The following is a 20,465-nucleotide window of genomic DNA, read 5'->3' as shown; positions in this document are numbered from 1 at the left end:
AGCCACCAAGTAATCCGGGGTCGCTCATCTGACGTGTCTATCCTGATCATCTACGCGGCAGGCAGTGTGGCTATGCCCTGTACCGTCTTCACCACCACGGGCCGTTCGTCGACCACGAAAACGCGTTTTTGGTTACTTTTGTCGCGAGACAAAAGTAACTCGCCGGCTGCGCCGGCGAAACAGCAGCGCCTGCCAAGAACGACACCCGCAATTCCCCGAAGCACCAAAAGAACGCCCGCACCAGGAAACTACCGGGAGGCCTGGGCGGGCGTTGCAAGCCGTACGATGCGGGGCCGCACGGCTCCGACATCGTAAGCAAATACCGCCGGTGCAACTGCCAACAATCGTGTCCGACCCCAAGCGTCAGACACGCGGTCCCGGCAAGTGCAGCGTGAACGTGGCGCCGGCCCCGGCATCGCTTACTACGCCAATGCTGCCACCGTGGCGTTCCACAACGGTCTTCGCCAGGACCAGGCCAAGCCCGCTGCCGGCCGGCGCCGCCACGTCGTGCTCGTGCAGGCGCGCAAACGGCTGGAACAACCTCTGCTGCCGCGCCAGCGCAATACCCGGCCCCCGGTCCGTGACCGATACGGCATAGCCACCCGGCTCCATCCGCAATGCCACCCTTACCTCCGCACCGCGCGGGCTGAACTTGACGGCGTTGCCGACCAGGTTGCCCACGGCGCGCACCAGCAATGCCGGCTCGGCGCGGATCACGGCAGGCTCATCAGGCAGCTCCACGTTCAGCAGCACGCCGCGCGCGCTGGCCGGCGCCCACAGTTCGTCGGTGGCATCGAGCACCAGCCCGGCAAGGTCGACATCGCGCAGGGTGAGTGGCTGCGTCTCCGCGCGCGCCACGCGAATGAAATCGTCGGCCAGCGACATGGTGCGCCGGGCATGCGTGTCGATGCGCGAAAGCAGGTCGGCGGCGCGCTCGTCGCCGACCGCGCCGCGATGCAGGTCGATCAGCGCCAGGATGGACGCCTGCGGCGAACGCATGTCATGCGACAGGAAGCGCAGCATCTGCTCGCGCTGCCGCTCGGCCAGGCGAATGGCCGTGATATCGATGAAGCTGACGATCAGCCCCGCCACCGTGCCTTGCTCCCCATGCAGCGGCGCCCCGTGCATCAGGTAACGACGCTCGTCGCGTGCAGCCAGTTCGATGCCGTCATCGGCCCTCCCTGCCGACGCGCAGCGCGCATGCAGCGCCTGCCAGTACGCCAGCGCGGCTTCGGGCTCGGCGAAAAGTACGGCCATCACGGCACGGATATCGGCGCTGGCGTCGTGCGCATGGCCACCGCTGCCGGCAACGGCGCCCAGCACGCCCGGCACCAGCGCCACGCAGCGGCGGTTCGCAAGCAGCACCCCGCCTTCAAGATTGCAGATCACCGTCGCCTCGGGCAGGCTTTCCAGCCCGTCGGCCAGGAAGCGGCGCAGGTCGTGCAGGCGGGAACTCATGCGATAGACCGCCCGCATGCGGCTGTCGAGCGTGGCGCCTTGCGCCGCAGGCGCGGGAGGCAGGCCGGGCTCGCGCTCGTGCCGGGCCAGTTCGTCCGCCAGGAAGCGCAGCGCCGCCTCCTGCCGGCGCCAGCTCCACAGCGGGTAGAACATCAGGCAGCCAAGCAGCGCGGCGGCAGGCGCGAACCACAGCCGCGCGCCAGCAAGCACAAGCGGCGGCCCGGCCAGCAGCGCGGCAACCACCAGCCCGGTCGCCAGCAGCGCCCCGCGCGGCGTCAGCACCAGCGCGGCCAGCGCGGCCGCCATCACCGCCAGCACGGTGCACGCCCATCCCCAGGCCGGCGGCACCGCGACGATGGCATGATCCTCCTGCAGCGTCTGCAGCGTATTGGCCAGGATTTCCACGCCGCTCATGCCACGCCCGTCGCGCACCACCGGCGTGGGCAATACGTCCCCCATGCCGGTGGCAATGGCGCCGAGCAGCACGGCCTTGCCGCGGAACAGCGCGGGATCGGCGCGCCCCGCCAGCACATCGCCTGCCGAGACCCGCGCAAACGTGCCGGCTGGCCCCGCAAAGGGAATCCGCAGCCGGTATCGGCGCTCCCAGCCGAAGGCATCGACCACGCTGGCCGCCTCATGCCGATACGCGGCGACCGGCCGCGGCGCCCCGGGCCATGACGCCATCACTGCCGCCACGTGTGGCAGCCCGGCCTGCAGCGCGGGCTGCGGCCCTTCCAGCAGGTACACCTGCCGCGCCACGCCGTCCGCGTCAACGGACAGGTTGATGTGCCCCACCCCGGCACCCAGGCCCGCCAGCGGATAGCGCACCATCATGCCGCCCGCCGAGGGCTCGGCCAGCGCGGGCAAGACCACGTTGCCGGCGCTGGCCAGGCTGCGCGCGAGCACGGCATCGTCCTCGGGATAACGCGTGTCGCGCTCGGTCAGGATCACGTCCACGCCGATCACGCGCGGCTGCCCGGCGGCAATGCGGTCCACCAGTTGCGCCAGTACGGTGCGGCGCCAGGGCCAGCGGCCGATCGTCACGATGCTGGCGTCGTCGATGGCCACGATGACGATGTCGTCGCGCGCGGCATGGTGTTGCGCGCCGATGGCAAGATCATAGAGCGCCAGGTCCGCGCGCTCGGCCCAGCCGTAGCGCGCGACCACCGCCACCAGCGCCAGCACGGCGGCCAGCAGCAAGGCCCATTCGGCCAGCGTACGCAGCCCGAAGGCGGCCCCGCGGAGGCGCCGCCAGGGCTTAGCGGAGGCGGACGCCGTCGCCATGGCCACCGTCTTCGCGGGCGCCGTTGCCGATGCGGATCGCGCCGCCCAGTCCATCGCGCAGATAGCCCGCTATGTCGAGGCGCTGCGGCGCGGAGAACGCGGCGGCGGGCTCGCGGCCGTCCGCTGCCGCGCGCGCCACGCGCACATAGTAGGTGCCGACCGGCGGCCGCGGCAGCGCCACTTCGTTGCCGGCGCTGCGCTGGTCCGCCACGATGCGCGTGAAGGCGGCGTCCTCGGCCATCTGCACGCGATAGCCGGCCGCGGCCCGCGCATCGGCGGGCCAGCCGATGCGCAGGCGGTTGCCGTCGTCGTTCAGCGTCGGCACCGGCGGCGCCGGTTCCAGCGTGAATGGCACCGCCGCCGACCACGGCCCGGGCCGCCCGGCCGCATCCAGCGAGCGCACGCGCCATAGCCACGGCCCCGGCGCCAGCTTCTGCGTGGCCTGCTCGGATTTGCCCTGCAGCGTGGCCGCCGTGACGGCAAACCCCGCATCCGCCGACACCGCGAGTTCATACGAGGCCGCGGCGCCCACGGCCGCCCACTCGAACGCGGCTGACTCGCCATAACGCACCGTCCCGGCGGCCGGTTGCAGCGTGAACGGCGCCGGCGGATTGAGGCGCACGGCAAACGGTGCCGAGGCCGGCCGGCCTGCCAGACGCCGCGCGTCCACGGCACTCACCACCAGGTGGAGCAAGCCTTCGGGCAGGCCATCCAGGCCGATTTGCGTGTCCGCCGTGTCGCCTGTCCAGACCAGCTCGGTCAGCGCGGCATCGCGCGCCACCGCAACGTGGTAGGTCGCGGCGCCCGGCACGGCCTGCCAGCTCGCCTCCGTGGCGGGGCCCACGACCGTGTCCGGCAGCGGCTGCAAGGCTGGCGCCGGCAGCAGTGCAACCGGCCGTGACAGGCGATGGCCCGCCGCCACGCCGATCCCGTAGCCAGCCGTCACCGCCGTGGCGGATGCCGCGCCGGCCCGGGCCACGCTGACGCCGACGCGGCCCTCCAGCACCTCGCTGCGGCTGCCGGCAGCGTCGGCGGCGACGCGGTAGCGCGTGCCCCGCACACCGGTCACCATCATCGGCGTATGCAGTTCGAAGCGGCCCACGCCGCCGCCCTCGGGCGCCACGCGCGTTTCGGCCTGGCCGCCTTCGACGCGGATCACGGTATCGGTCAGGCCGGACTTGCGGAACGTGCGCAGCCGCTGCACCGCCACGGTCGTGCCCGGCGGCAGCGTGACGCGCGTGCGGTCGGGCAGTTCCAGCGTGACGGTGCTGCCAGCGGCCGTGACAACGCGCGCGCTTTCGCGCAGCGCCAGGCCGGCGCGCAGCGGCTCGCCATCCGCCTCGGCCGGCCCGCTGACGAACACGACGCGCGCCGCGCCGGGCTGCTCGGGAATCTGGCCAAGCGGGATGCGCAGGCGCGTGCCTGGCGCCAGCCGGTACGGATTCGCCACGCCGTTATGCGCCTGGAGCAGGCGCCAGCCGTCGGCGCCGGCCATGTAGCGCCCGGCCAGCGTGAACAGGTTGTCGCCGGGCTCGACCACGTAGAGGAAGTCGGCGCCTTCGGCACCGGCCGGTCCCGCCTGCGCCGGCCCGGCAGGCCCCAGCCACACGGCCAGCGCCATGCCGGTTATCGCCGCGGTCCTACGCATGGGGCTGGTCCTCGGCGCTGGTCGCTTCGAAGCGGTAGCCGTGCGAATAGACGGACGTCAGCCGCACGCCGTTCTCGGGGCGCAGCGCCAGCTTGATGCGCAGGCGCGACATGTGCGTGTCGACCGTGCGCGACGCGGCGCCGATGGCGCGGCCCCACACGGCCTGCTCCACTACGTCGCGCGACAGCAGCCGGCCCATGTTGCGGAACAGGAACAGCGCAAGCTCGTACTCGCGCGGCGATACCGTGACGGGCTCGCCGCCGAGCGTGATGGTGCGCGCGCGCGGATCCACGCAATAGTTGCCGCGGCGGATGACGTCGGTATCCTGCGTGGCTTCGGGGTAGGCGCGCCGCAGCAGCGAACGCGCGCGTGCCAGCAGTTCGCCGGCCCGGATCGGCTTGAGCATGTAGTCGTCGGCCCCGACGCTCAGGCCGGCAACGATGTCCTCTTCGGCGGTGCGGCTGGTCAGGAACAGGATCGGCGGCATGGCGCCGGAGGTCTGGCGCACCCAGCTCACCAGTTCAAAGCCGCTGGTATCGGGCAACTGCCAGTCCACCACCAGCAAGTCGAACGATTGCTCGCGCAGCGCGCGCAGCAAGGCCGCACCCGTTGCATAGGTTTCGCATTCGAATCCCGACTCTTCCAGTATTTTCCGGACCAGTTCGGCCTGGTCCGGATCGTCCTCCACCGAGGCAATCCTCATCCTCACATCCTTCTGCCTGCTGCGACTGCAAATTGCTTCCTTGGCGACTGCACGCCGGCATCGATTGTTCGTCGTATCCGCCCTGTCGGGCGCGGCCATTCTCGATCTTCGCGCAGCAAGCCAGCCAACGCCCGCTGCGTCCTGCATGTTATCCAATGCTCTTGACGATCTCGTACAGCCCGAGCCGGATGGTCTGGACCATGGTATTGCGCATGTCCTCGATATGCTCGAGCGAACTGCCGCCGCGCACCGCGTTGTAGAAGGCGTCGCAGTACTCGACTACGTCCGTCTCGATGCGCACCAGGAACACGGCCGACAGGGCCGGCGCGAGCCGCAGCACATGGTTCCAGGCCCGCTCGCCGCTTGCACGCGCATGGGCCAGCCGCTCCCGCCAGCATCGCGACAATTTGTGGAGCATGGGACACATCATGGATGCGACTCAGCCTCCGCTATGTCGGGCCGACATTACGGTTCGGAAAAATCCCATTTATCGGACGAAGACGAGATGCTAGGTCAGCAAAGACAAACGTATTGTCAACAATTGTGCCGAGAACGGAACGCAGGCGGCGGGCCGCACGGCGACTCGCCGTGGCAAAAAAGACAATGCGGAATTTGCTGTGGCGGAGCACAGGACATGCGAGGTCCTGACCCGTTCAGGGCAACGTCCGTGTTTGGCGCGCGGACGCCTATTGCGAATGCATCATGTGTTTCCCCGTTCTGCGAATGACATCTGTCTACCCGTGGCGACATTGTTTTCGTCGTGGCCGCCGTCTGGCATCTCCACGCGATTTTGTTTTTTTGTGAGCCTGCGTTTTAACTGCTATCAACTAGTGCCGCATCCCCCGAATGTGGTACGCGCAAGAAGTAAGCAGATGTAAAAGCGATGGCAACACAATGACTTATAAGTCAGACATTATGCCCGACGACATGTCGCGGTGAAACGTGTGCAAAATCCGAAGTTCAGTCAATACCCTTGCGACGCACCGTTACAGTGCCAAGAGGTGCGTATCTCAGGGAATTCACTGAATCGACGGTGATGTAGAAACCGTTAATATCTCGTGTCGGAACGTCTCATCATGATTTGGCGCTTTGCCTGATTGACACGCCGGGAAAATTCGTCAGAATGCTTCCCACATGTGCAACGCCTTTTCGATGTGTCGATCCGCGGTGTTTTTCGTTTGTCATACCAGCGACATAGGGAAGGCATAAACAATGCGCAAAGGAATCGGGCATTCACCAACCCTTGCGCGATTCCTGCATTGAGCACGATGTACAGCGGGCAATTAAGCTCATTTGAAATTCAAGGTTGAAAAGATATGGATACCGGTACCGTTAAGTGGTTCAACGACGCCAAGGGCTTCGGCTTCATCACGCCGGACGCAGGCGGCAACGATCTGTTCGCGCACTTCTCGGCGATTGAAGGCAATGGCTTCAAGTCGTTGAAGGAAGGCCAGAAGGTCCGCTACGTCAAGGCGATGGGCCAGAAGGGCGAACAAGCCACTAAGATCCAGGCGGTCTGATCCGGTTTGGACACCGCAGGCGCGCGCCCATGCACGTGCCTGCCACCAAAGAGCCCCGCGAGCGCGGGGCTCTTTGTATTTGGCGGCGACGCAGCGGCGTCCAGGCACTTGCCATCGCTCTAGCCCTGCCGCTGCAACCGGCCTGCGCCGAAAGCGTTGCCAACTATGGCCACGACCCCTTCATGCAGGTGTCTTCCCGCGTTGCCGATTGCCCCGAGCCGGCCGGCCCGCGCGTCAGCGAGGCCGAATGGCGCCGCGAGGCGCACCATCGCATCGAGCAAGGCAACCACTGCTGGGCCGAGGGCCGCTGCCGCCTGGCCAATGCATTCCAGTACGACCAGGACATCGCCGAAAGCCTGCAACGCCGACTGCAGACGCTGGCCGTCACCATGCCCGCCTGGCAGGACAGCACGCTCTGGATCACGGTACGCGGACGCTGGCTGACCGTGCAGGGATGCGTCCGCCCGGGCTTTGCCGTGGCGCCCTTCCTTGCCGCGCTGCGCGAGGTGGCCGATGTCGAGAAGGTCGTCGACCAGACCACCTCGACCCCCAGCCGTGGCGTGCCCTACGTGCGCTTTTCGCCTGGCCGATAAGGCACTCCGGCCAGGCCGGCCTGTTGCGAGGTTGTTGCTATAATCGGCCGACCCCCAACCACCGTATGCGTGGCTCGGCGCCGTGGTCCGCCGATGCCGCACGACGGAAAAAAAAAGCGCGTCGAGGAGTTACGTGGCCGGTACTCAAATCGCAACGCCAGATGCCCCAATCGCCGGCGCAGCCACGCCGGCCGCATCTTCGGGCAGTTCCTTCCACGCGGCCATGCGCATCCTGCCGGCAGCCCAGCGGCAGGCCATGTTCGAGATCTATGCCTTCTGCCGTGCCGTCGACGATATCGCCGACTGCGACGCGCCGCATGCCGAACGCCTTGCCGGCCTGGATGCCTGGCGCCGCGACATCGGCCTGTGCTACGCGGGCATGGCGCCGGCCGCGCTGCGGTCCCTGGCCCGGCAGATTGACGCCTTCCACCTGCGCCAGCAGGACTTCCTGGACGTGATCGACGGCATGACCATGGATGTGGTCACCGAAATCCGCGCGCCCGACGCCGCCACGCTGGACCTCTACTGCGATCGCGTCGCCAGCGCGGTGGGCCGGCTGGCCGTGCGCGTGTTCGGCATGGACGAGGCCCCCGGCCTGGCGCTGGCCCATCATCTCGGGCGGGCGCTGCAGCTCACCAATATCCTGCGCGATATCGACGAAGACGCCGCCATTGGCCGCCTCTACCTGCCGGCGCCCGCACTGGCCGCCGCGGGCGTGCGGGGATTGGAACACGCCACGCCGCTGGAAGTCGTGGCCCATGCCGGCATCGACGCCGCCTGCGCGGCCGTCGCGCGCGAGGCGCAGGCCCACTACGAACAGGCCGACGCCGTCATGGCGCGCTGCCCGTCGCGCGCGGTGCGATCCCCGCGAATCATGTCCCAGGTCTATCACTGCCTGCTCGTGCGCCTGCGCGCGCGGGGCTGGCGCGCACCGCGCGCACGCGTGCGCGTGCCGCGCGCGCAGATGCTATGGATCGTTCTGCGCCACACCATGGTCTGAAGATGCTGCGCGGGGATGCGCGGCTGGCGTACCACGCCCGGCTGCATCCCGAACACCATCTTCCAGGCACGCATGCGTCGTGCCGAACAAGGAGTTTGCATGTCGATGAATGAGGCCGTCCTTGCCGCACCGCGCGCCGCCATGGCGGCCGCAGCGCCGGCCGCGCCGGACGCCCTGGAAGCCGGTATCGGCCATGCGCTCGAGGCCCTGCTGGCCCAGCAGAAGTCCGACGGGCATTGGGTCTACGAGCTGGAAGCCGACGCCACCATCCCTGCCGAATACCTGCTCATGGTGCACTACCTGGGCGAGACCCCGGACCTGGCGCTGGAGGCACGCATCGCGCGCTACCTGCGGCGCATCCAGAATGCCGAGGGCGGCTGGCCGCTGTTCCATGAAGGCCGCTCCGACGTCAGCGCCAGCGTGAAGGCCTATTTCGCGCTGAAAATGGCCGGCGACGATCCGCAGGCGCCGCACATGGCACGCGCGCGCACGGCCATCGCGGCCATGGGCGGCGCGGAAGCCAGCAACGTCTTCACGCGCACGCTGCTGGCGCTGTTTGGCGTGATGTCCTGGCAGGCAGTGCCGATGATGCCGGTGGAAATCATGCTGTTGCCGCGGTGGTTCCCGTTCCACCTGTCCAAGGTGTCGTACTGGGCCCGCACGGTGATCGTGCCGCTGCTGGTGCTGAACAGCCTGCGGCCGCAGGCGCGCAACCCGCGCAAGATCGGCATCGACGAGTTGTTCACCGCCCCGCGCGACGCCGTGCGGCTGCCATCGAAGGCGCCCCACCAGCATGCCGGCTGGTATTCGCTGTTCCGCGGTGCCGATGCGCTGCTGCGCGCCGCCGAGCCTGTCATGCCGGGCGCGCTGCGCCGTCGCGCCATCGACGCGGCGAAAGCCTTCGTGCGCGAGCGGCTCAACGGCGAAGATGGCCTGGGCGCGATCTTCCCGGCCATGGCGAACTCGGTGATGATGTTCGACGTGCTTGGCATTCCGCCCGACGATCCTGACCGTGCCGTGGCGCGGCGATCGATCGAGAAGCTGCTGGTCATCCACGGCGACGAAGCTTACTGCCAGCCATGCCTGTCGCCGGTCTGGGATACCGCGCTGGCCACGCATGCGCTGCTGGAAGCCGGCGGGCCGCGCGCCACGGCCGCAGTCGGCCGCGCGCTGGACTGGCTGCGCCCGCTGCAAGTACTCGACGTGCGCGGCGACTGGACCGTGCGCCGCCCGCAGGTGCGCCCGGGTGGCTGGGCGTTCCAGTACGCGAACCCGCACTACCCCGACGTGGACGACACCGCGGTCGTCGCCGCGGCGATGCACCGCGCCGCCCAGGACGTCCCGCGAGAACGCCCGGACCCGAACGCCGAAGCGGTCACGCGCGCGGTCGAATGGATCGTCGGCATGCAAAGCGGCAATGGTGGTTGGGGGGCCTTCGAGCCCGAGAATACCCATCTCTACCTGAACAACATCCCGTTCGCGGACCACGGCGCGCTGCTGGACCCGCCCACTGCCGACGTCTCGGCGCGCTGCCTGTCGATGCTGTGCCAGACCGGTGACACGCCGCAGAAGAGCGAACCCGCCGCGCGCGCGCTGCGCTACCTGCTGGCCGAGCAGATGCCTGACGGCAGCTGGTTCGGGCGCTGGGGCACCAACTACATCTATGGCACCTGGAGCGCCCTGTGCGCGCTCAATGCCGCGGGCATGGACCGGGATGCGCCGCCGGTGCGGCGCGCCGCCGACTGGCTGGCCGGCATCCAGAACGCGGATGGCGGCTGGGGCGAGGACGGCGACAGCTACAAGCTCGAATACCGTGGCTACGAACGCGCGCCCAGCGTTGCATCGCAAACGGCCTGGGCGTTGCTGGGCCTGATGGCAGCCGGCGAGGCCGCGCACCCGGCCGTGGCACGCGGCATCGAATACCTGCTGCGCACGCAGCAACCCGACGGCCTGTGGCGCGAGCCGCGCTTCACCGCCGTGGGTTTCCCGCGCGTGTTCTACCTGCGCTATCACGGCTATGCCCGCTACTTTCCGCTGTGGGCGCTGGCGCGCTACCGCAACCTGCAGCGCGGCGCCAAGCGCCAGGTGGCGTGGGGACTGTAAACCGCCCTCCGCAAGCGCCTGCCATGAGCGAGCCGTGCGTGCTGGTGGTCTGCGGCATGGACTTCGAAGCGAATATCGCCGCGGGCCCGGACAGCGAGGTCGTGTACGGCCAGCGCGGCGCGGCATTGGGCGCCGCCATCGAGCGCCGGGCCGGTGCATGCGCCGGCATCCTCAGCTTCGGCGTGGCCGGCGGCCTTGATCCTGCGCTGGCGCCAGGGGCTGTCATCGTTGCAACCAGCGTGCGCGACGAATCGAACGAAATGTCCACGCTTGCTGATCCCGACTGGATGCGCGCGCTGATGCAGTCGCTGCCGCAGGCGTTGTCCGGCGTCCTCGCCGGCTCGGACACCGCCGTGGCGACGCTCGCCGACAAGGCGGCCCTGTACGCCGCCAGCGGTGCGCTGGCCGTCGATATGGAGTCTCACATCGCCGCCCGCATCGCACGCAGCCATGGCTTGCCATTCGCCGCGTGCCGCGTGGTGATCGATCCGGCCACGCGCGCCGTCCCGCCACTGGCGCTGGCCGGCATGGGGAGCGACGGGCGTACCGATGTCGGCGCAGTCATGGCGGGCCTGCTGAAGGCGCCCTGGCAACTGCCGGCGCTGCTGCGACTTGGGCGCGATGCCAGTGCCGCACGTGCGATGTTGGCGGTGGTACGGCGGGCTGTGGGTCAGGGCTTTGCGCTCGGCAAATGCGCTACGTGGTAAGGGATAAGAAGGACTGAACAGCTTTTGCCAGCGCTGAATCCGATACGGTTTCCTTCCTCGTCGCCTTACCCGAACTTGCGCGCCGCATCCAGCGCCAGCCCCGAACCGATCCCCCCGAACAAATCCCCTTCCACCCGCCGCGCCTTCGGCAGCAATTCGCCGAGCCGCTGCCGCAGTAGCGGCACGCTGCTGGAACCGCCCGTGAACAGGATGGTGTCGACCGCATCCGCCGTCACGCCGGCCGTCACCAGCATGTCCTGCACGGTCTTCTCGGTCTTCGCGACAAGCTTGCCGATCGACTCGTCGAATTCGTCGCGCGTGATTGACAGCATCAGTTCCGGCTCGATGCGATGCAGGTCGACGTCGGTGCGGTCCGTGCCCGAGAGCGCGATCTTGGCCGCTTCCATCTGGATGGCCAGCCAGTGGCCCGCGCGCTCGCGGATCAGGCGGATCATCCGGTCGAGCATCGCGGTGTCGGCCGCGTCGCGGTAGTTGTCCATCACGATCGCCCACGCCTTGCGCGTGTAGACCAGGTTGATGGTGTGCCAGCTCGCCAGGTCGAAGTACTGGCCCGACGGCATCTCCTTGCCGTTGCGCAGCTTGCTGCCCAGGCCCAGCAACGGCATGGCGCGCGCCAGGCTCAGCGCGCGGTCGAAGTCGGTCCCGCCGATATGCACGCCGCCATTGGCCAGGATGTCGTCGCGGCGGTCCGTGCGGCTGGCGCGTTCCGGCGACAGCCGCACCAGCGAGAAGTCCGACGTGCCGCCGCCGATGTCGGCGACCAGCACCAGCTCTTCCTGCGCGATCCTGGCTTCGTAGTCGAACGCGGCCGCAATGGGCTCGTACTGGAATTCGATGTCGCGAAAGCCCGCATCGCGCGCAATCTCCGCCAGCGTCTGCTCGGCGAGCCGGTCCGCCTTCGGGTCCTCGTCGATGAAGAACACCGGACGGCCCAGCACCGCGCGCGTGAACGTGGTGCCCGCCGCGCGCTCGGCGCGGCCCTTCAGCTCGCCGATAAAGTGCGCCAGCAGCTTGCGGAAGGGCATGGCCTGGCCCATTACCTCGGTGCTGTCTTCCATCATCGAGGTGCCGAGCAGGCTCTTGAGCGAGCGCATCAGCCGGCCCTCGTAGCCCGCGAGGTAGTCGTCCAGCGCCGCGCGGCCATAGCTGACCAGCGGGTCTTCGGCGTGGAAAAAGATCACCGAGGGCAGCGTTTGCCTGCCGTCTTCCAGCGGCAGGAGTGCGGCCGGATGGCCGGGGCGGGTCCAGCCCACCGTGGAGTTGGACGTGCCGAAGTCCAGGCCGCATGCGTTTGACATCATCGATTCCGTTCTCTGTACCACCACTGCAAGTTCCCCGCGCCAGCCAACGGCCGGCGCGGGCCGGGCGCCATTGTAGTGGCAGATGCCGGCCGCCACGGCCCTTGACACGTTTGGTCTTGCCTCCTATGCTGGCTGCGTTCTTTCTATAAGACTGATGTTCTGTCTTATAGAACTATGACGATATCAGGAGACGACATGACTTTCCCGCACCGCCGCAAGCTTCACTCGTGGGCCCGCACCCTGCTGTGCCTCGCCATCCCCGGATTCATGGCCGCCGCAGTGCCGGTCCGCGCCGACACGTACCCGAGCCAGCCGGTGCGCCTGGTGGTGCCATTCCCGCCGGCCGGTGGCACCGACGTGCTGTCGCGACTGGTATTCAACAAGGTCGGATTGGCCACGCACTGGAACGTGGTGGTGGAAAACCGCGCCGGCGCGGGGGGCAATATCGGTCTGGATGCCGTCGCCAAGTCGAAGCCCGACGGCTACACGCTAGGGATGGGGCAAACCGCCAACCTGGCGATCAACCCGACGCTCTACCCCAAGATGCCCTATGACGCGGTGAAGGATTTCGCGCCGGTGGTGCTGGTCTCGGCCCAGCCAGTGGTGCTGATCGTGCGCGCCGATGCCCCGTACAAGACGGTGGCCGATCTCGTGACCGCGGCCAAGGCCAAATCGCTGTCGATGGCCTCCGCCGGCACCGGCACCGTGGGCCACCTGACCGGCGAGATGTTCGCGCGCCGCGCCGGCATCAAGACGCTGCACGTGCCGTACAAGGGTGCGTCGCCGGCGCTGACCGACCTGCTCGGCGGCCAGACCGACTTCTACTTCGCCACGCCGCCCATCGCGATGCCGATGATCAAGGCCGGCAAGATCCGCGCGCTGGCGGTCACGTCGGCCAGGCGCCTGCCGCTGCTGCCGGCGGTGCCGACCGTGGCCGAATCGGGCTATGCCGGCTTCCAGGCGGAAGACTGGAAGGCACTGGTGGCACCGGCCGGCACCTCGCCCGAAGTGGTCAAGCGGCTCAATGCCGAGGTCAACAAGGCGCTCGCCCAGCCCGACACCATCAACAAGATGCGCGAGGAAGGCAGCGACCCGCGCGGCGGCAGCGCCCAGGACCTGGCCGCCTTCATCAAGGCCGAGAACGCCCGCTGGGGCACGATCGTGAAGGCATCGGGCGCGCGCGTGGAGTAGTCCGCGCCGGCCATCCCAGCATTCCGCAGGAAACCATCATGCAAAAACCGTTGCGCCATGTGCGCGTACTCGACCTGACCAATGTGCTGGCCGGCCCGTTCTGCTGCCACCAGTTGGCGCACATGGGCGCCGAGGTCATCAAGGTGGAAACGCCGGGCACCGGCGACCTGGCGCGCCAGCTCGGCGCCGACGCCGAACTGAACCAGCGCCTGATGGGCGTGTCGTTCCTGGCGCAAAACCCGGGCAAGCAGTCGATCACCCTCAACCTGAAACATGGGCGCGGCAAGGAAGTGTTCCGCAAGCTGGTGCAAAGCGCCGACGTCGTGGTCGAGAACTTCCGCCCCGGCGTGATGACGCGCCTGGGCCTTGGCTTCGAGACGCTGCGGCAGGACAATCCGCGCCTGATCTACTGCGCCATCTCCGGCTTCGGCCAGGACGGGCCGCTGTCGGACCTGCCGGCCTACGACCAGATCATCCAGGGCATGTCGGGCGTGATGAGCATCACTGGCGACGCGCAGACCGCGCCGTACCGGGTCGGCTACCCGGTCTCGGATACCATCGGCGGCATCACGGCGGCGTTCGCCATCGCCGCATCGCTGGCGGACCACCAGCGCACCGAAGGCTATTTCATCGACGTGTCGATGCTCGAAGCCACGCTTGCCACCATGGGCTGGGTGGTGTCGAACCACCTGATCGCCGGCAAGGCCCCGTCCCCGATGGGCAACGAGAACTTCACCGCCAGTCCGTCGGGCACCTTCCGCACCGGCGATGGCCTGCTGAACATTGCCGCCAACAAGCAGGAGCAGTTCGAGGCCGTGTGCCGCGTGGTGGGCCGCCCGGACCTGATTGCCGACGAACGCTTCGCCGCACGCCAGGCCCGCCTGGCAAACCGTGCCGCGCTGACGCAGGCGCTGGAAGCCGAGTTGGCAAAGCAGCCCGCCGAGGCATGGTGGGCGCTACTCAATGAGGCTGGCGTGCCGGCCGGCCCGGTGCTGGGCGTGCCGCAGACCCTGGAGCAGCCGCAGGTGCGCGACCGCGGCATGATCGGCACCTTCGCCGACGTGCCCGGCGTGGGCCGCGATATCCGCGTGGTGCGCACCGGCTTCAAGCTGAACCGCGAAGCACCGTCGGTCGACACGCCGCCGCCGCAACTGGGCGAGCACACGCGGCAGATCCTTGCCGGCCTTGGCTACAGCGAGACCGACATCGACACCCTCACACAGGAGCGCGCCGTATGAGCGAGACCCGACCGACCATGGACCCCGGCCAGCAGATGTCGCAGGACTGGTGGCGCACGGAAATCATCGACATGCGCCCTGGCGAGATCCGCTATCGCGGCTACCCGATCGAGCAGCTGATCGGCCAGGTTTCGTTCGCGCAGATGATCTGGCTGATGCTGCGTGGCGATTTGCCCGGGCCGGGACAGGGCGAGCTGCTCGATGCGGCGCTGATGGCGGCCGTCGATCACGGGCCGCAGGCGCCCAGCATTGCGATTGCCCGCATGGCCGCCACGTGCGGCGTCGGGCTGAACAATGCGATGGCCTCGGCGGTCAACGTGCTCGGCGACGTGCATGGCGGCGCGGGCGAGCAGGCGGTGCAGCTGTACCAGGACATCGCGCGGCGCATCGACGCCGGCGCTGCGCTGGACCAGGCCGTCAGCGCGGGCCTGCAGCACTATCGCGATCTGCACGGCAAGTTCGTGTCGGGCTTTGGCCATCGCTTCCATCCGCTGGACCCGCGCGCGCCACGCCTGCTGGCGCTGGTGGACCAGGCCGCGGAGAACGGTGTGGTGAATGGCCGCTACGCCGCGATTGCGCGCGCCGTGGAACGCGCGCTCGGTGAAGGCCGCAGCAAGCCCGTGCCGATGAATATCGACGGCGCCACGGCGGTGATCTACGCGGAACTGGGCTTCCCGGCGCCGCTGGCGCGCGGGCTGTTCTGCCTGTCGCGCTCGGTGGGCATCCTGGCGCATGCCTGGGAGCAGACGCAGCAGGGCGGCCGCAACAAGGGACCGATCCCGCGCCAGTTCCTGTGGACGTACGACGGCGTGCCGCAGCGCGATGTGCCGGACGGCACCCGGTCCTGACGCCGCTCAGGCCGCCGGCATGGGTCGGGTGGTCACGCGCACGAGCGACGGCACCGGTGCCTCGTCCTGCGTCGCAGACCCCACCACGTAGCGGTCGCGGCCGTGCGTCTTGGCCAGGTAGAGCGCACGGTCGGCGTCCGCGAACAGCTTGCGCCACAGCAGTTCCTTGCTGCCTGTCTCGCCGCGCAACTGCGCCACGCCGATGCTGACCGAGGCAAAACACTCCTGCCCTGGCAGCGCGATCGCGCGGACCTTGCGCAGGATACGGTTGGCCAGCGCGGTGGCTTGTTGTTCGTCGGTGTGCGGACAGAGAATGCAGAACTCCTCGCCACCATAGCGCCCGGCCACGTCGGAGGCGCGGCGCGAGTTGTCGAGCGCCTGGGCGACTTCACGCAGCACCGCGTCGCCGGCGTGGTGGCCGAAGGTGTCGTTGACCTGCTTGAAGTGGTCGATATCGATGACCAGGCACGACAGCGGCTGGCCGTCGCGCTGCCAGCGCGCCACCAGGCCGAGCGCCGACAGGTCCAGCGCGCCACGGTTGAGCAGGCCGGTCAGCGCATCGACGCGCGCGCCGCTTTCGTTGTTGGCGATGATCTGCTCCATCGCCATTACGGTGAAGCCGAACAGCCCGAGCAGCCCCGCGATCAGCGGCGCCAGCGCCCAGGCCGAGCCCGCCGGGCCGGCGAAGAACAGCGTGAGGTCATGCCGGTCGACGCCGGCCTGCGTGATCGTATGGCTGGCGCAGACAAGCTGGGTCGACAGCTGCACGAGGCTGGACACCAGCACCAGCGGCGCGCCGATGCTGCGCCGCCCACGCCCGGTACGCACCAGGGTCGCGATCGTCGCCAGCGAAATCGCGGCAAGGATGCCGTAGACCGCGGCCAGCAACACCCGGGGCCCGTCGGGCAGCCCGGAGGACGTGGCGATCAGCCCCAGCACGACCAGCCCGGCCGCCGCCAGCGGGCCGGCGTGCGCGTGCAGGCCGTAATAGACGCGCACGCCGCGGTAGATCAGCAGCCAGCCCACCACGAAAGCGCCGGCGCCCGCCATGCCCAGGTTCGGCTCGCCGCCGGCCGCGCTGACCGCCAGCGCCAGTCCGGCGCCGGACACGATCACGTGGCCGAACGCCCACAGCCGCCCCGCCTCGATCGCGCGCAGCGCAAAGACCAGCCCAGCCGCAATGACCAGCGTGCTGGAAAAGAACACGATCATCACAACCGCAATGGTTTGCTGGTCCAGGTGCACGGACATCCCTTGACAAAGCCATGAGGCGCGCCGTCGACCGATACGAGGGCACGGGTGAAGGGGGCGACCGCGAATGATATCCCGCCGCGGCTGCCAAGGGGCACCCCCGACAAGCCGGGTCACCCCGCCACAACGCCGCCCGGGCAACGGCATCAGGCCGCCGCCGGCAGCTCCGGGAAATCGGGGAAATTGCCGCCCAGGCCTTGGGTCAGCGCGCGCGCCGCGCCCAGGACATCGTCACGGAAATCTTCGCGGAACCGGCTGGCCGGGCAGGTCAGCGTCAGCGCACCGGCCAGGGCGCCGTCCGGGCCGAACACCGGCGCCGAAACGCCCGCGATCTCGGGGCTGCGGTCGCCGACCAGCGCAATCACCCCCTGGCGGCGGATGCGCTCGTAGAGTTCGCCGGCCTCGCCGGCAAACGCGCGCAGCACGCGGCCGCCGGCGCCGCGGTCGCGCGGCAGCAGTTCGCCCGCGCGGATGTGGTCACGCACAGGCTGCGGCGAATCGACCCGGTACAGGCACAGCCGGTGTTCGCCCTGCTCGACATGGAACGCGGCGCTTTCGCGCGTGGCCTGTACCAGCGCGCGCAGCACCGGCATGACAACGGCCTCGAGCGAAAACGACGCGGCATAGACCGCGTTGAGCCGCGCCACCTCGGGCCCCAGGCTGTAGCGTCCGTCAGGCAGCCGTTGCACCAGCGCGGCATGCTCCAGCGACGCCAGCAGCCGCAACAGCGTGCTTTTATAGAGGCCGGAACGCTGTGCGAGTTCGGCCAGCCCGAGCGAGGTATCGCCAAGCCGGAACGCCGACAGCACGAACAGCGCACGGTCCACGGCAACGGCACCGCCTTCGGCGGCGTGCTTGTCGGCTTCGGAGACCTGGGCGGCTTTGCGTGGCATGGACTGGCGCGGAAAGGAAAACCGGCGTGCATGGCACGCCGGCATGACGGAACGAGCAGCCACCGTATAGAACAGGCCTGTCCTTGTCAATGGGATGCCCGGTCAGGCCATCAGCGGTGCCCGCCGCCGCGGCCGCCCCCCATGGCGCCGCCCATTCCGCGGGCCGCTCCGCCGCCCATGCCACCGCGCGGCATGACACGCACGCCGCGCGCGCCCCAGCCCGCGCCGCCCATGCGGCGGAAGTACACGTGTTGCATCGGATGCACGTGGTGATGGCGATCCACAAAGACGAATGCGCCATAGGCGACCGCTACGGGAGCCCAATACCCGGGATAGCTGTCGTCGTAGTAGTAGGGCGTCTGGTAGTAATCGCCGCCGCCATCGACCAGTTGCCAGCTGCCGTCAGCTTGCAGGCAGGCCAGTCCGCCCACCTGCTGCCACTGGCCGTTGACCACCGCCTGGCCCACGACTGGCTGGCAGGGCGGTCCCGTGCTCCATTCCTCGTCGGCCAGCGCGGGCGTCCCGGCACCAAGGCCGAAAACGAACACCCCTGCCGCCGCCCATCTCGCTGCACCGTTCATGGCTAACCTCCTGTGCAGTCATCGGGGCCGTTGCGAGCAACCCCCATTGCGACCTCGCCTGATAGCTGTTGTATAGGCTATACGCGCGCGGCCGCAGAAATATTCCGGCCAGAACAGAAGGCGCCAACCCTGGCGGAACACGAGTGCCTCGTGCAGCGCACCCGTTCAGCGTTCACTCCATGGGGAGCCGTTGCGCGTCGGCGCGCGGGTTGTCGTTGAAGCGCTCCTCGATCACGCACAGCGCGAACGATGGCGTTTTTCCGCAACAACATTTTCCGTGTTCGCGTTCGCAGGGCAACGGCAAAGGCGGCTTAAGCCACATCACGTGGCATGGCGCGCCACGTATGCGGCGCCTGTGCGTTCCCTGCCCGAATTAGAAGGGTTATTGCCTGCTTTTGGTGAAGCCGTTAATGCATGGCATGGATAGAATCATGCGTTACCTTCCGCCGCAGCTTTACTTTTCGCATTGGTATGACCCCTCCCAACATTTCGCTTTGCGACATCCTGGATGACTTGCGCAGCGCACCGCGACCGCTGACGCCGTCCGAGCACACTTATCTCGCCTACCTCAGGCAGCGGATCGTCACCGGCGATGCCGACCTCTGGACCACACTGGAAACCGCGGGCGTGCAGTGCAGCGAGCGTCGCCTGTCACCCGAAGTCGTGCTGGCGCTGACCGCCCTGGGCCAGTTGCCCATGCACTGAAACCACGCGGGGCGCGCTGCCGCCCCGCTGCGCCATTTGCCCCGCTTCTCCTCTCCCCTTTCCCAGTCCCGCCAGGGAAACTGCCCAAGCAGATCCGCCAAAGCTTCCGACGAATCGCAATATCGTTGCGGAAGCTTCTGACTCAAGGTCGCCACCCCGGTGGCTACGATCAGCGCTTTACCTGCGCCACGCCGCGCGAACGCCAGCCTGCGGCAGGCTGGCGTTCGCGCGGCCTGGCTCCCTGCATGGCACACCACCTGAAGAACCGGCGCGTCAGCCTGCTGTCCTTGCGCGCGTTCGTCGCGCTCATGCGTCACCAGGACCTCGGCCGTGCGGCCGCCGAGCTGGGCATCCAGCCGCAACGGCTGCACTATCAACTACGCAGCCTGGAGTCCGCGCTCGATACGGCGCTGTTCAGCGTGGGCAGTCCACATTGGTTGCCCACGCCGGCCGGCATCCGCGCGCTGCCCCGGGCGCAACGCGTATTGGCGATGTGGCGCGATATTCTCGATAGCGTGGCACGCGAGCCCGGGGCAACGGATGCCGCGATGCCACCCGATGGCCCCGTGCAGTTCTGGGTACGGCAAGCCACCATGTAGGCCGCCGAAGCCGCTACAGGCGCGTGCAGCTGTAAGCCTCGGTCCGGTACGGAAACGCCACCTGCGCGTGGCCGGCCAGCGCCGGCTCCTGGTCGATCACGGCCTGCAACTGCGCACGCACGGTGGCCTGCTGCCCGGGCGGCAGCGACGCAATGAAGCTGACCGACATCACGCGATCGACAATAACCTGCTGCGGCGGGCCTTCATGCACGTAAGGCAGGCTTTCCAGCGCCAGCGGGCCGAACCCCGGCGCGGGGAACACCCGCTTCCAGTCGCCCTTGTAGAAGCGCGGCGCATCGCCCTCCAGCGGCATCATGATCGCGGTAAGCCTGGCGACCCACGGCACGCTCTCGTCGCGCACGTTCCACACCAGGCCGAGCTTGCCGCCCGGGCGCAGCACGCGGCGGATCTCGGCCATGGCGCGGTCGTTGGCGAACCAGTGGAAGGCCTGCGCGCAGGCGATGGCATCGACGCTCGCGTCGGGTAGCGGAATCGCCTCGGCCGTACCCGCCACGGCCTGCACCGCGGGCAACGCCGCGGACAACTGCGCGCGCATCTCGTCGACGGGCTCGACCGCGATGACGGCCGCGTCCGTCGCAGCCAGACGGCGCGTGAACTTGCCCGTGCCGGCGCCAAGGTCGATGACCGCTTTTCCAGGGCCGAGACCGAGCGTCCCGCGCAGCCAGTCGTCAATGCCTTCCGGATAATCGGGGCGGCCGCGCGCGTAGGTGGCGGCCTGGGCGGAAAATCCTTCGGCGGCGGCGTGGTGAATCCCTGTCATGGCGTCTCCGGTCTCGCTGTGTCGCGTTGGATATAACGGG

General features: G+C 68.6%; 18 protein-coding genes and 1 pseudogene. 10 read left to right on the top strand and 9 right to left on the bottom strand.

What is annotated here, in order from left to right:
• Positions 1-363 precede the first annotated feature (363 nt).
• The 4 genes and pseudogenes from ACIGJC_RS17495 to pelG form a co-directional block, all read right to left on the bottom strand.
• A complete protein-coding gene (locus ACIGJC_RS17495; RefSeq protein WP_483713305.1) occupies positions 364-2,742 on the bottom strand; it encodes a CHASE2 domain-containing protein in 2,379 nt (792 codons plus the stop codon).
• Entirely contained in the window at positions 2,717-4,390 is a 1,674-nt protein-coding gene (locus tag ACIGJC_RS17490) for a FecR domain-containing protein (protein ID WP_483713304.1), read from the bottom strand. The genes ACIGJC_RS17495 and ACIGJC_RS17490 overlap by 26 nt, the downstream gene beginning before the upstream one ends.
• Positions 4,383-5,093, bottom strand: coding sequence for a response regulator transcription factor (locus ACIGJC_RS17485; protein WP_483713302.1), 711 nt, complete (start codon positions 5,091-5,093; stop codon positions 4,383-4,385). The genes ACIGJC_RS17490 and ACIGJC_RS17485 overlap by 8 nt, the downstream gene beginning before the upstream one ends.
• A gap of 160 nt (positions 5,094-5,253) precedes the next feature.
• Positions 5,254-5,406 (bottom strand): annotated as a pseudogene (gene pelG / locus ACIGJC_RS17480) (exopolysaccharide Pel transporter PelG); the annotation flags it as partial.
• 1,003 nt (positions 5,407-6,409) lie between these two features.
• Between pelG and ACIGJC_RS17475 the strand changes: the two are divergent.
• The 5 genes from ACIGJC_RS17475 to ACIGJC_RS17455 all read left to right on the top strand — a co-directional run bounded on the left by ACIGJC_RS17475 (position 6,410) and on the right by ACIGJC_RS17455 (position 11,016).
• On the top strand, positions 6,410-6,613 hold the full coding sequence (locus ACIGJC_RS17475; RefSeq protein ID WP_483713300.1) for a cold-shock protein: 204 nt from the start codon (positions 6,410-6,412) through the stop codon (positions 6,611-6,613).
• Between the two features lie 29 nt (positions 6,614-6,642).
• A complete protein-coding gene (locus ACIGJC_RS17470) occupies positions 6,643-7,206 on the top strand; it encodes a BON domain-containing protein (RefSeq protein WP_483713299.1) in 564 nt (187 codons plus the stop codon).
• A 133-nt stretch (positions 7,207-7,339) separates the two neighbouring features.
• Positions 7,340-8,206, top strand: a complete 867-nt coding sequence (hpnD, locus tag ACIGJC_RS17465) for a presqualene diphosphate synthase HpnD (RefSeq protein WP_483713298.1) — start codon at positions 7,340-7,342, stop codon at positions 8,204-8,206.
• A gap of 99 nt (positions 8,207-8,305) precedes the next feature.
• Complete coding sequence (shc, locus tag ACIGJC_RS17460) at positions 8,306-10,309, top strand: squalene--hopene cyclase (protein ID WP_483713297.1); 2,004 nt, start codon at positions 8,306-8,308, stop codon at positions 10,307-10,309.
• 23 nt (positions 10,310-10,332) lie between these two features.
• Entirely contained in the window at positions 10,333-11,016 is a 684-nt protein-coding gene (locus ACIGJC_RS17455; protein ID WP_483713296.1) for a phosphorylase, read from the top strand.
• 65 nt (positions 11,017-11,081) lie between these two features.
• Here the strand turns inward: ACIGJC_RS17455 and ACIGJC_RS17450 are convergent, their stop codons facing one another.
• Positions 11,082-12,338, bottom strand: coding sequence for an Hsp70 family protein (locus ACIGJC_RS17450; RefSeq protein WP_483713294.1), 1,257 nt, complete (start codon positions 12,336-12,338; stop codon positions 11,082-11,084).
• A 195-nt stretch (positions 12,339-12,533) separates the two neighbouring features.
• Between ACIGJC_RS17450 and ACIGJC_RS17445 the strand changes: the two genes are divergently transcribed.
• From ACIGJC_RS17445 to ACIGJC_RS17435, 3 genes are read left to right on the top strand one after another with little or no spacing between them, the layout of a single operon-like run.
• On the top strand, positions 12,534-13,529 hold the full coding sequence (locus ACIGJC_RS17445; RefSeq protein ID WP_483713293.1) for a Bug family tripartite tricarboxylate transporter substrate binding protein: 996 nt from the start codon (positions 12,534-12,536) through the stop codon (positions 13,527-13,529).
• 38 nt (positions 13,530-13,567) lie between these two features.
• Positions 13,568-14,767: a CaiB/BaiF CoA transferase family protein gene (locus tag ACIGJC_RS17440; protein ID WP_483713291.1), complete on the top strand. Its 1,200-nt coding sequence runs from the start codon at positions 13,568-13,570 to the stop codon at positions 14,765-14,767.
• Positions 14,764-15,615, top strand: a complete 852-nt coding sequence (locus tag ACIGJC_RS17435) for a citryl-CoA lyase (RefSeq protein ID WP_483713290.1) — start codon at positions 14,764-14,766, stop codon at positions 15,613-15,615. The genes ACIGJC_RS17440 and ACIGJC_RS17435 overlap by 4 nt, the downstream gene beginning before the upstream one ends.
• A gap of 6 nt (positions 15,616-15,621) precedes the next feature.
• Here ACIGJC_RS17435 and ACIGJC_RS17430 read toward each other — a convergent pair whose 3' ends face one another.
• From ACIGJC_RS17430 to ACIGJC_RS17420, 3 genes are all read right to left on the bottom strand, one after another.
• On the bottom strand, positions 15,622-16,860 hold the full coding sequence (locus ACIGJC_RS17430; protein WP_483714450.1) for a GGDEF domain-containing protein: 1,239 nt from the start codon (positions 16,858-16,860) through the stop codon (positions 15,622-15,624).
• A 152-nt stretch (positions 16,861-17,012) separates the two neighbouring features.
• A complete protein-coding gene (locus ACIGJC_RS17425; RefSeq protein ID WP_483713288.1) occupies positions 17,013-17,759 on the bottom strand; it encodes an IclR family transcriptional regulator in 747 nt (248 codons plus the stop codon).
• Positions 17,760-17,869: 110 nt separating this feature from the next.
• Positions 17,870-18,340 (bottom strand): hypothetical protein, encoded by a 471-nt coding sequence (locus ACIGJC_RS17420; protein ID WP_483713287.1) that lies wholly within the window; start codon positions 18,338-18,340, stop codon positions 17,870-17,872.
• Between the two features lie 471 nt (positions 18,341-18,811).
• Here ACIGJC_RS17420 and ACIGJC_RS17415 point away from each other — a divergent pair, with 471 nt between their 5' ends.
• Positions 18,812-19,045 (top strand): IclR family transcriptional regulator, encoded by a 234-nt coding sequence (locus ACIGJC_RS17415; protein WP_483713285.1) that lies wholly within the window; start codon positions 18,812-18,814, stop codon positions 19,043-19,045.
• A 245-nt stretch (positions 19,046-19,290) separates the two neighbouring features.
• On the top strand, positions 19,291-19,644 hold the full coding sequence (locus tag ACIGJC_RS17410) for a LysR family transcriptional regulator (protein ID WP_483713283.1): 354 nt from the start codon (positions 19,291-19,293) through the stop codon (positions 19,642-19,644).
• 13 nt (positions 19,645-19,657) lie between these two features.
• On the opposite strand, the gene ACIGJC_RS17405 is transcribed toward ACIGJC_RS17410, so the two are convergent.
• Positions 19,658-20,425 (bottom strand): class I SAM-dependent methyltransferase, encoded by a 768-nt coding sequence (locus tag ACIGJC_RS17405; RefSeq protein ID WP_483713282.1) that lies wholly within the window; start codon positions 20,423-20,425, stop codon positions 19,658-19,660.
• Between the last annotated feature and the right edge of the window lie 40 nt (positions 20,426-20,465).

The organism is Cupriavidus sp. C3SS-1, from assembly GCF_057073755.1.
This window is presented reverse-complemented; position numbering and strand designations above follow the sequence as displayed.

What these genes read in the sequence shown, in the direction of transcription:
- ACIGJC_RS17405 (WP_483713282.1), bottom strand. Translation starts at nt 20,425, where the DNA reads ATGACAGGGATTCACCACGCCGCCGCCGAAGGATTTTCCGCCCAGGCC.
- ACIGJC_RS17485 (WP_483713302.1), bottom strand. Translation starts at nt 5,093, where the DNA reads ATGAGGATTGCCTCGGTGGAGGACGATCCGGACCAGGCCGAACTGGTC.
- ACIGJC_RS17435 (WP_483713290.1), top strand. Translation starts at nt 14,764, where the DNA reads ATGAGCGAGACCCGACCGACCATGGACCCCGGCCAGCAGATGTCGCAG.
- ACIGJC_RS17425 (WP_483713288.1), bottom strand. Translation starts at nt 17,759, where the DNA reads ATGCCACGCAAAGCCGCCCAGGTCTCCGAAGCCGACAAGCACGCCGCC.
- ACIGJC_RS17495 (WP_483713305.1), bottom strand. Translation starts at nt 2,742, where the DNA reads ATGGCGACGGCGTCCGCCTCCGCTAAGCCCTGGCGGCGCCTCCGCGGG.
- ACIGJC_RS17455 (WP_483713296.1), top strand. Translation starts at nt 10,333, where the DNA reads ATGAGCGAGCCGTGCGTGCTGGTGGTCTGCGGCATGGACTTCGAAGCG.
- ACIGJC_RS17470 (WP_483713299.1), top strand. Translation starts at nt 6,643, where the DNA reads ATGCACGTGCCTGCCACCAAAGAGCCCCGCGAGCGCGGGGCTCTTTGT.
- ACIGJC_RS17445 (WP_483713293.1), top strand. Translation starts at nt 12,534, where the DNA reads ATGACTTTCCCGCACCGCCGCAAGCTTCACTCGTGGGCCCGCACCCTG.
- ACIGJC_RS17410 (WP_483713283.1), top strand. Translation starts at nt 19,291, where the DNA reads ATGGCACACCACCTGAAGAACCGGCGCGTCAGCCTGCTGTCCTTGCGC.
- ACIGJC_RS17475 (WP_483713300.1), top strand. Translation starts at nt 6,410, where the DNA reads ATGGATACCGGTACCGTTAAGTGGTTCAACGACGCCAAGGGCTTCGGC.
- ACIGJC_RS17490 (WP_483713304.1), bottom strand. Translation starts at nt 4,390, where the DNA reads ATGCGTAGGACCGCGGCGATAACCGGCATGGCGCTGGCCGTGTGGCTG.
- ACIGJC_RS17420 (WP_483713287.1), bottom strand. Translation starts at nt 18,340, where the DNA reads ATGAACGGTGCAGCGAGATGGGCGGCGGCAGGGGTGTTCGTTTTCGGC.
- ACIGJC_RS17450 (WP_483713294.1), bottom strand. Translation starts at nt 12,338, where the DNA reads ATGATGTCAAACGCATGCGGCCTGGACTTCGGCACGTCCAACTCCACG.
- ACIGJC_RS17415 (WP_483713285.1), top strand. Translation starts at nt 18,812, where the DNA reads ATGACCCCTCCCAACATTTCGCTTTGCGACATCCTGGATGACTTGCGC.
- shc (WP_483713297.1), top strand. Translation starts at nt 8,306, where the DNA reads ATGTCGATGAATGAGGCCGTCCTTGCCGCACCGCGCGCCGCCATGGCG.
- ACIGJC_RS17440 (WP_483713291.1), top strand. Translation starts at nt 13,568, where the DNA reads ATGCAAAAACCGTTGCGCCATGTGCGCGTACTCGACCTGACCAATGTG.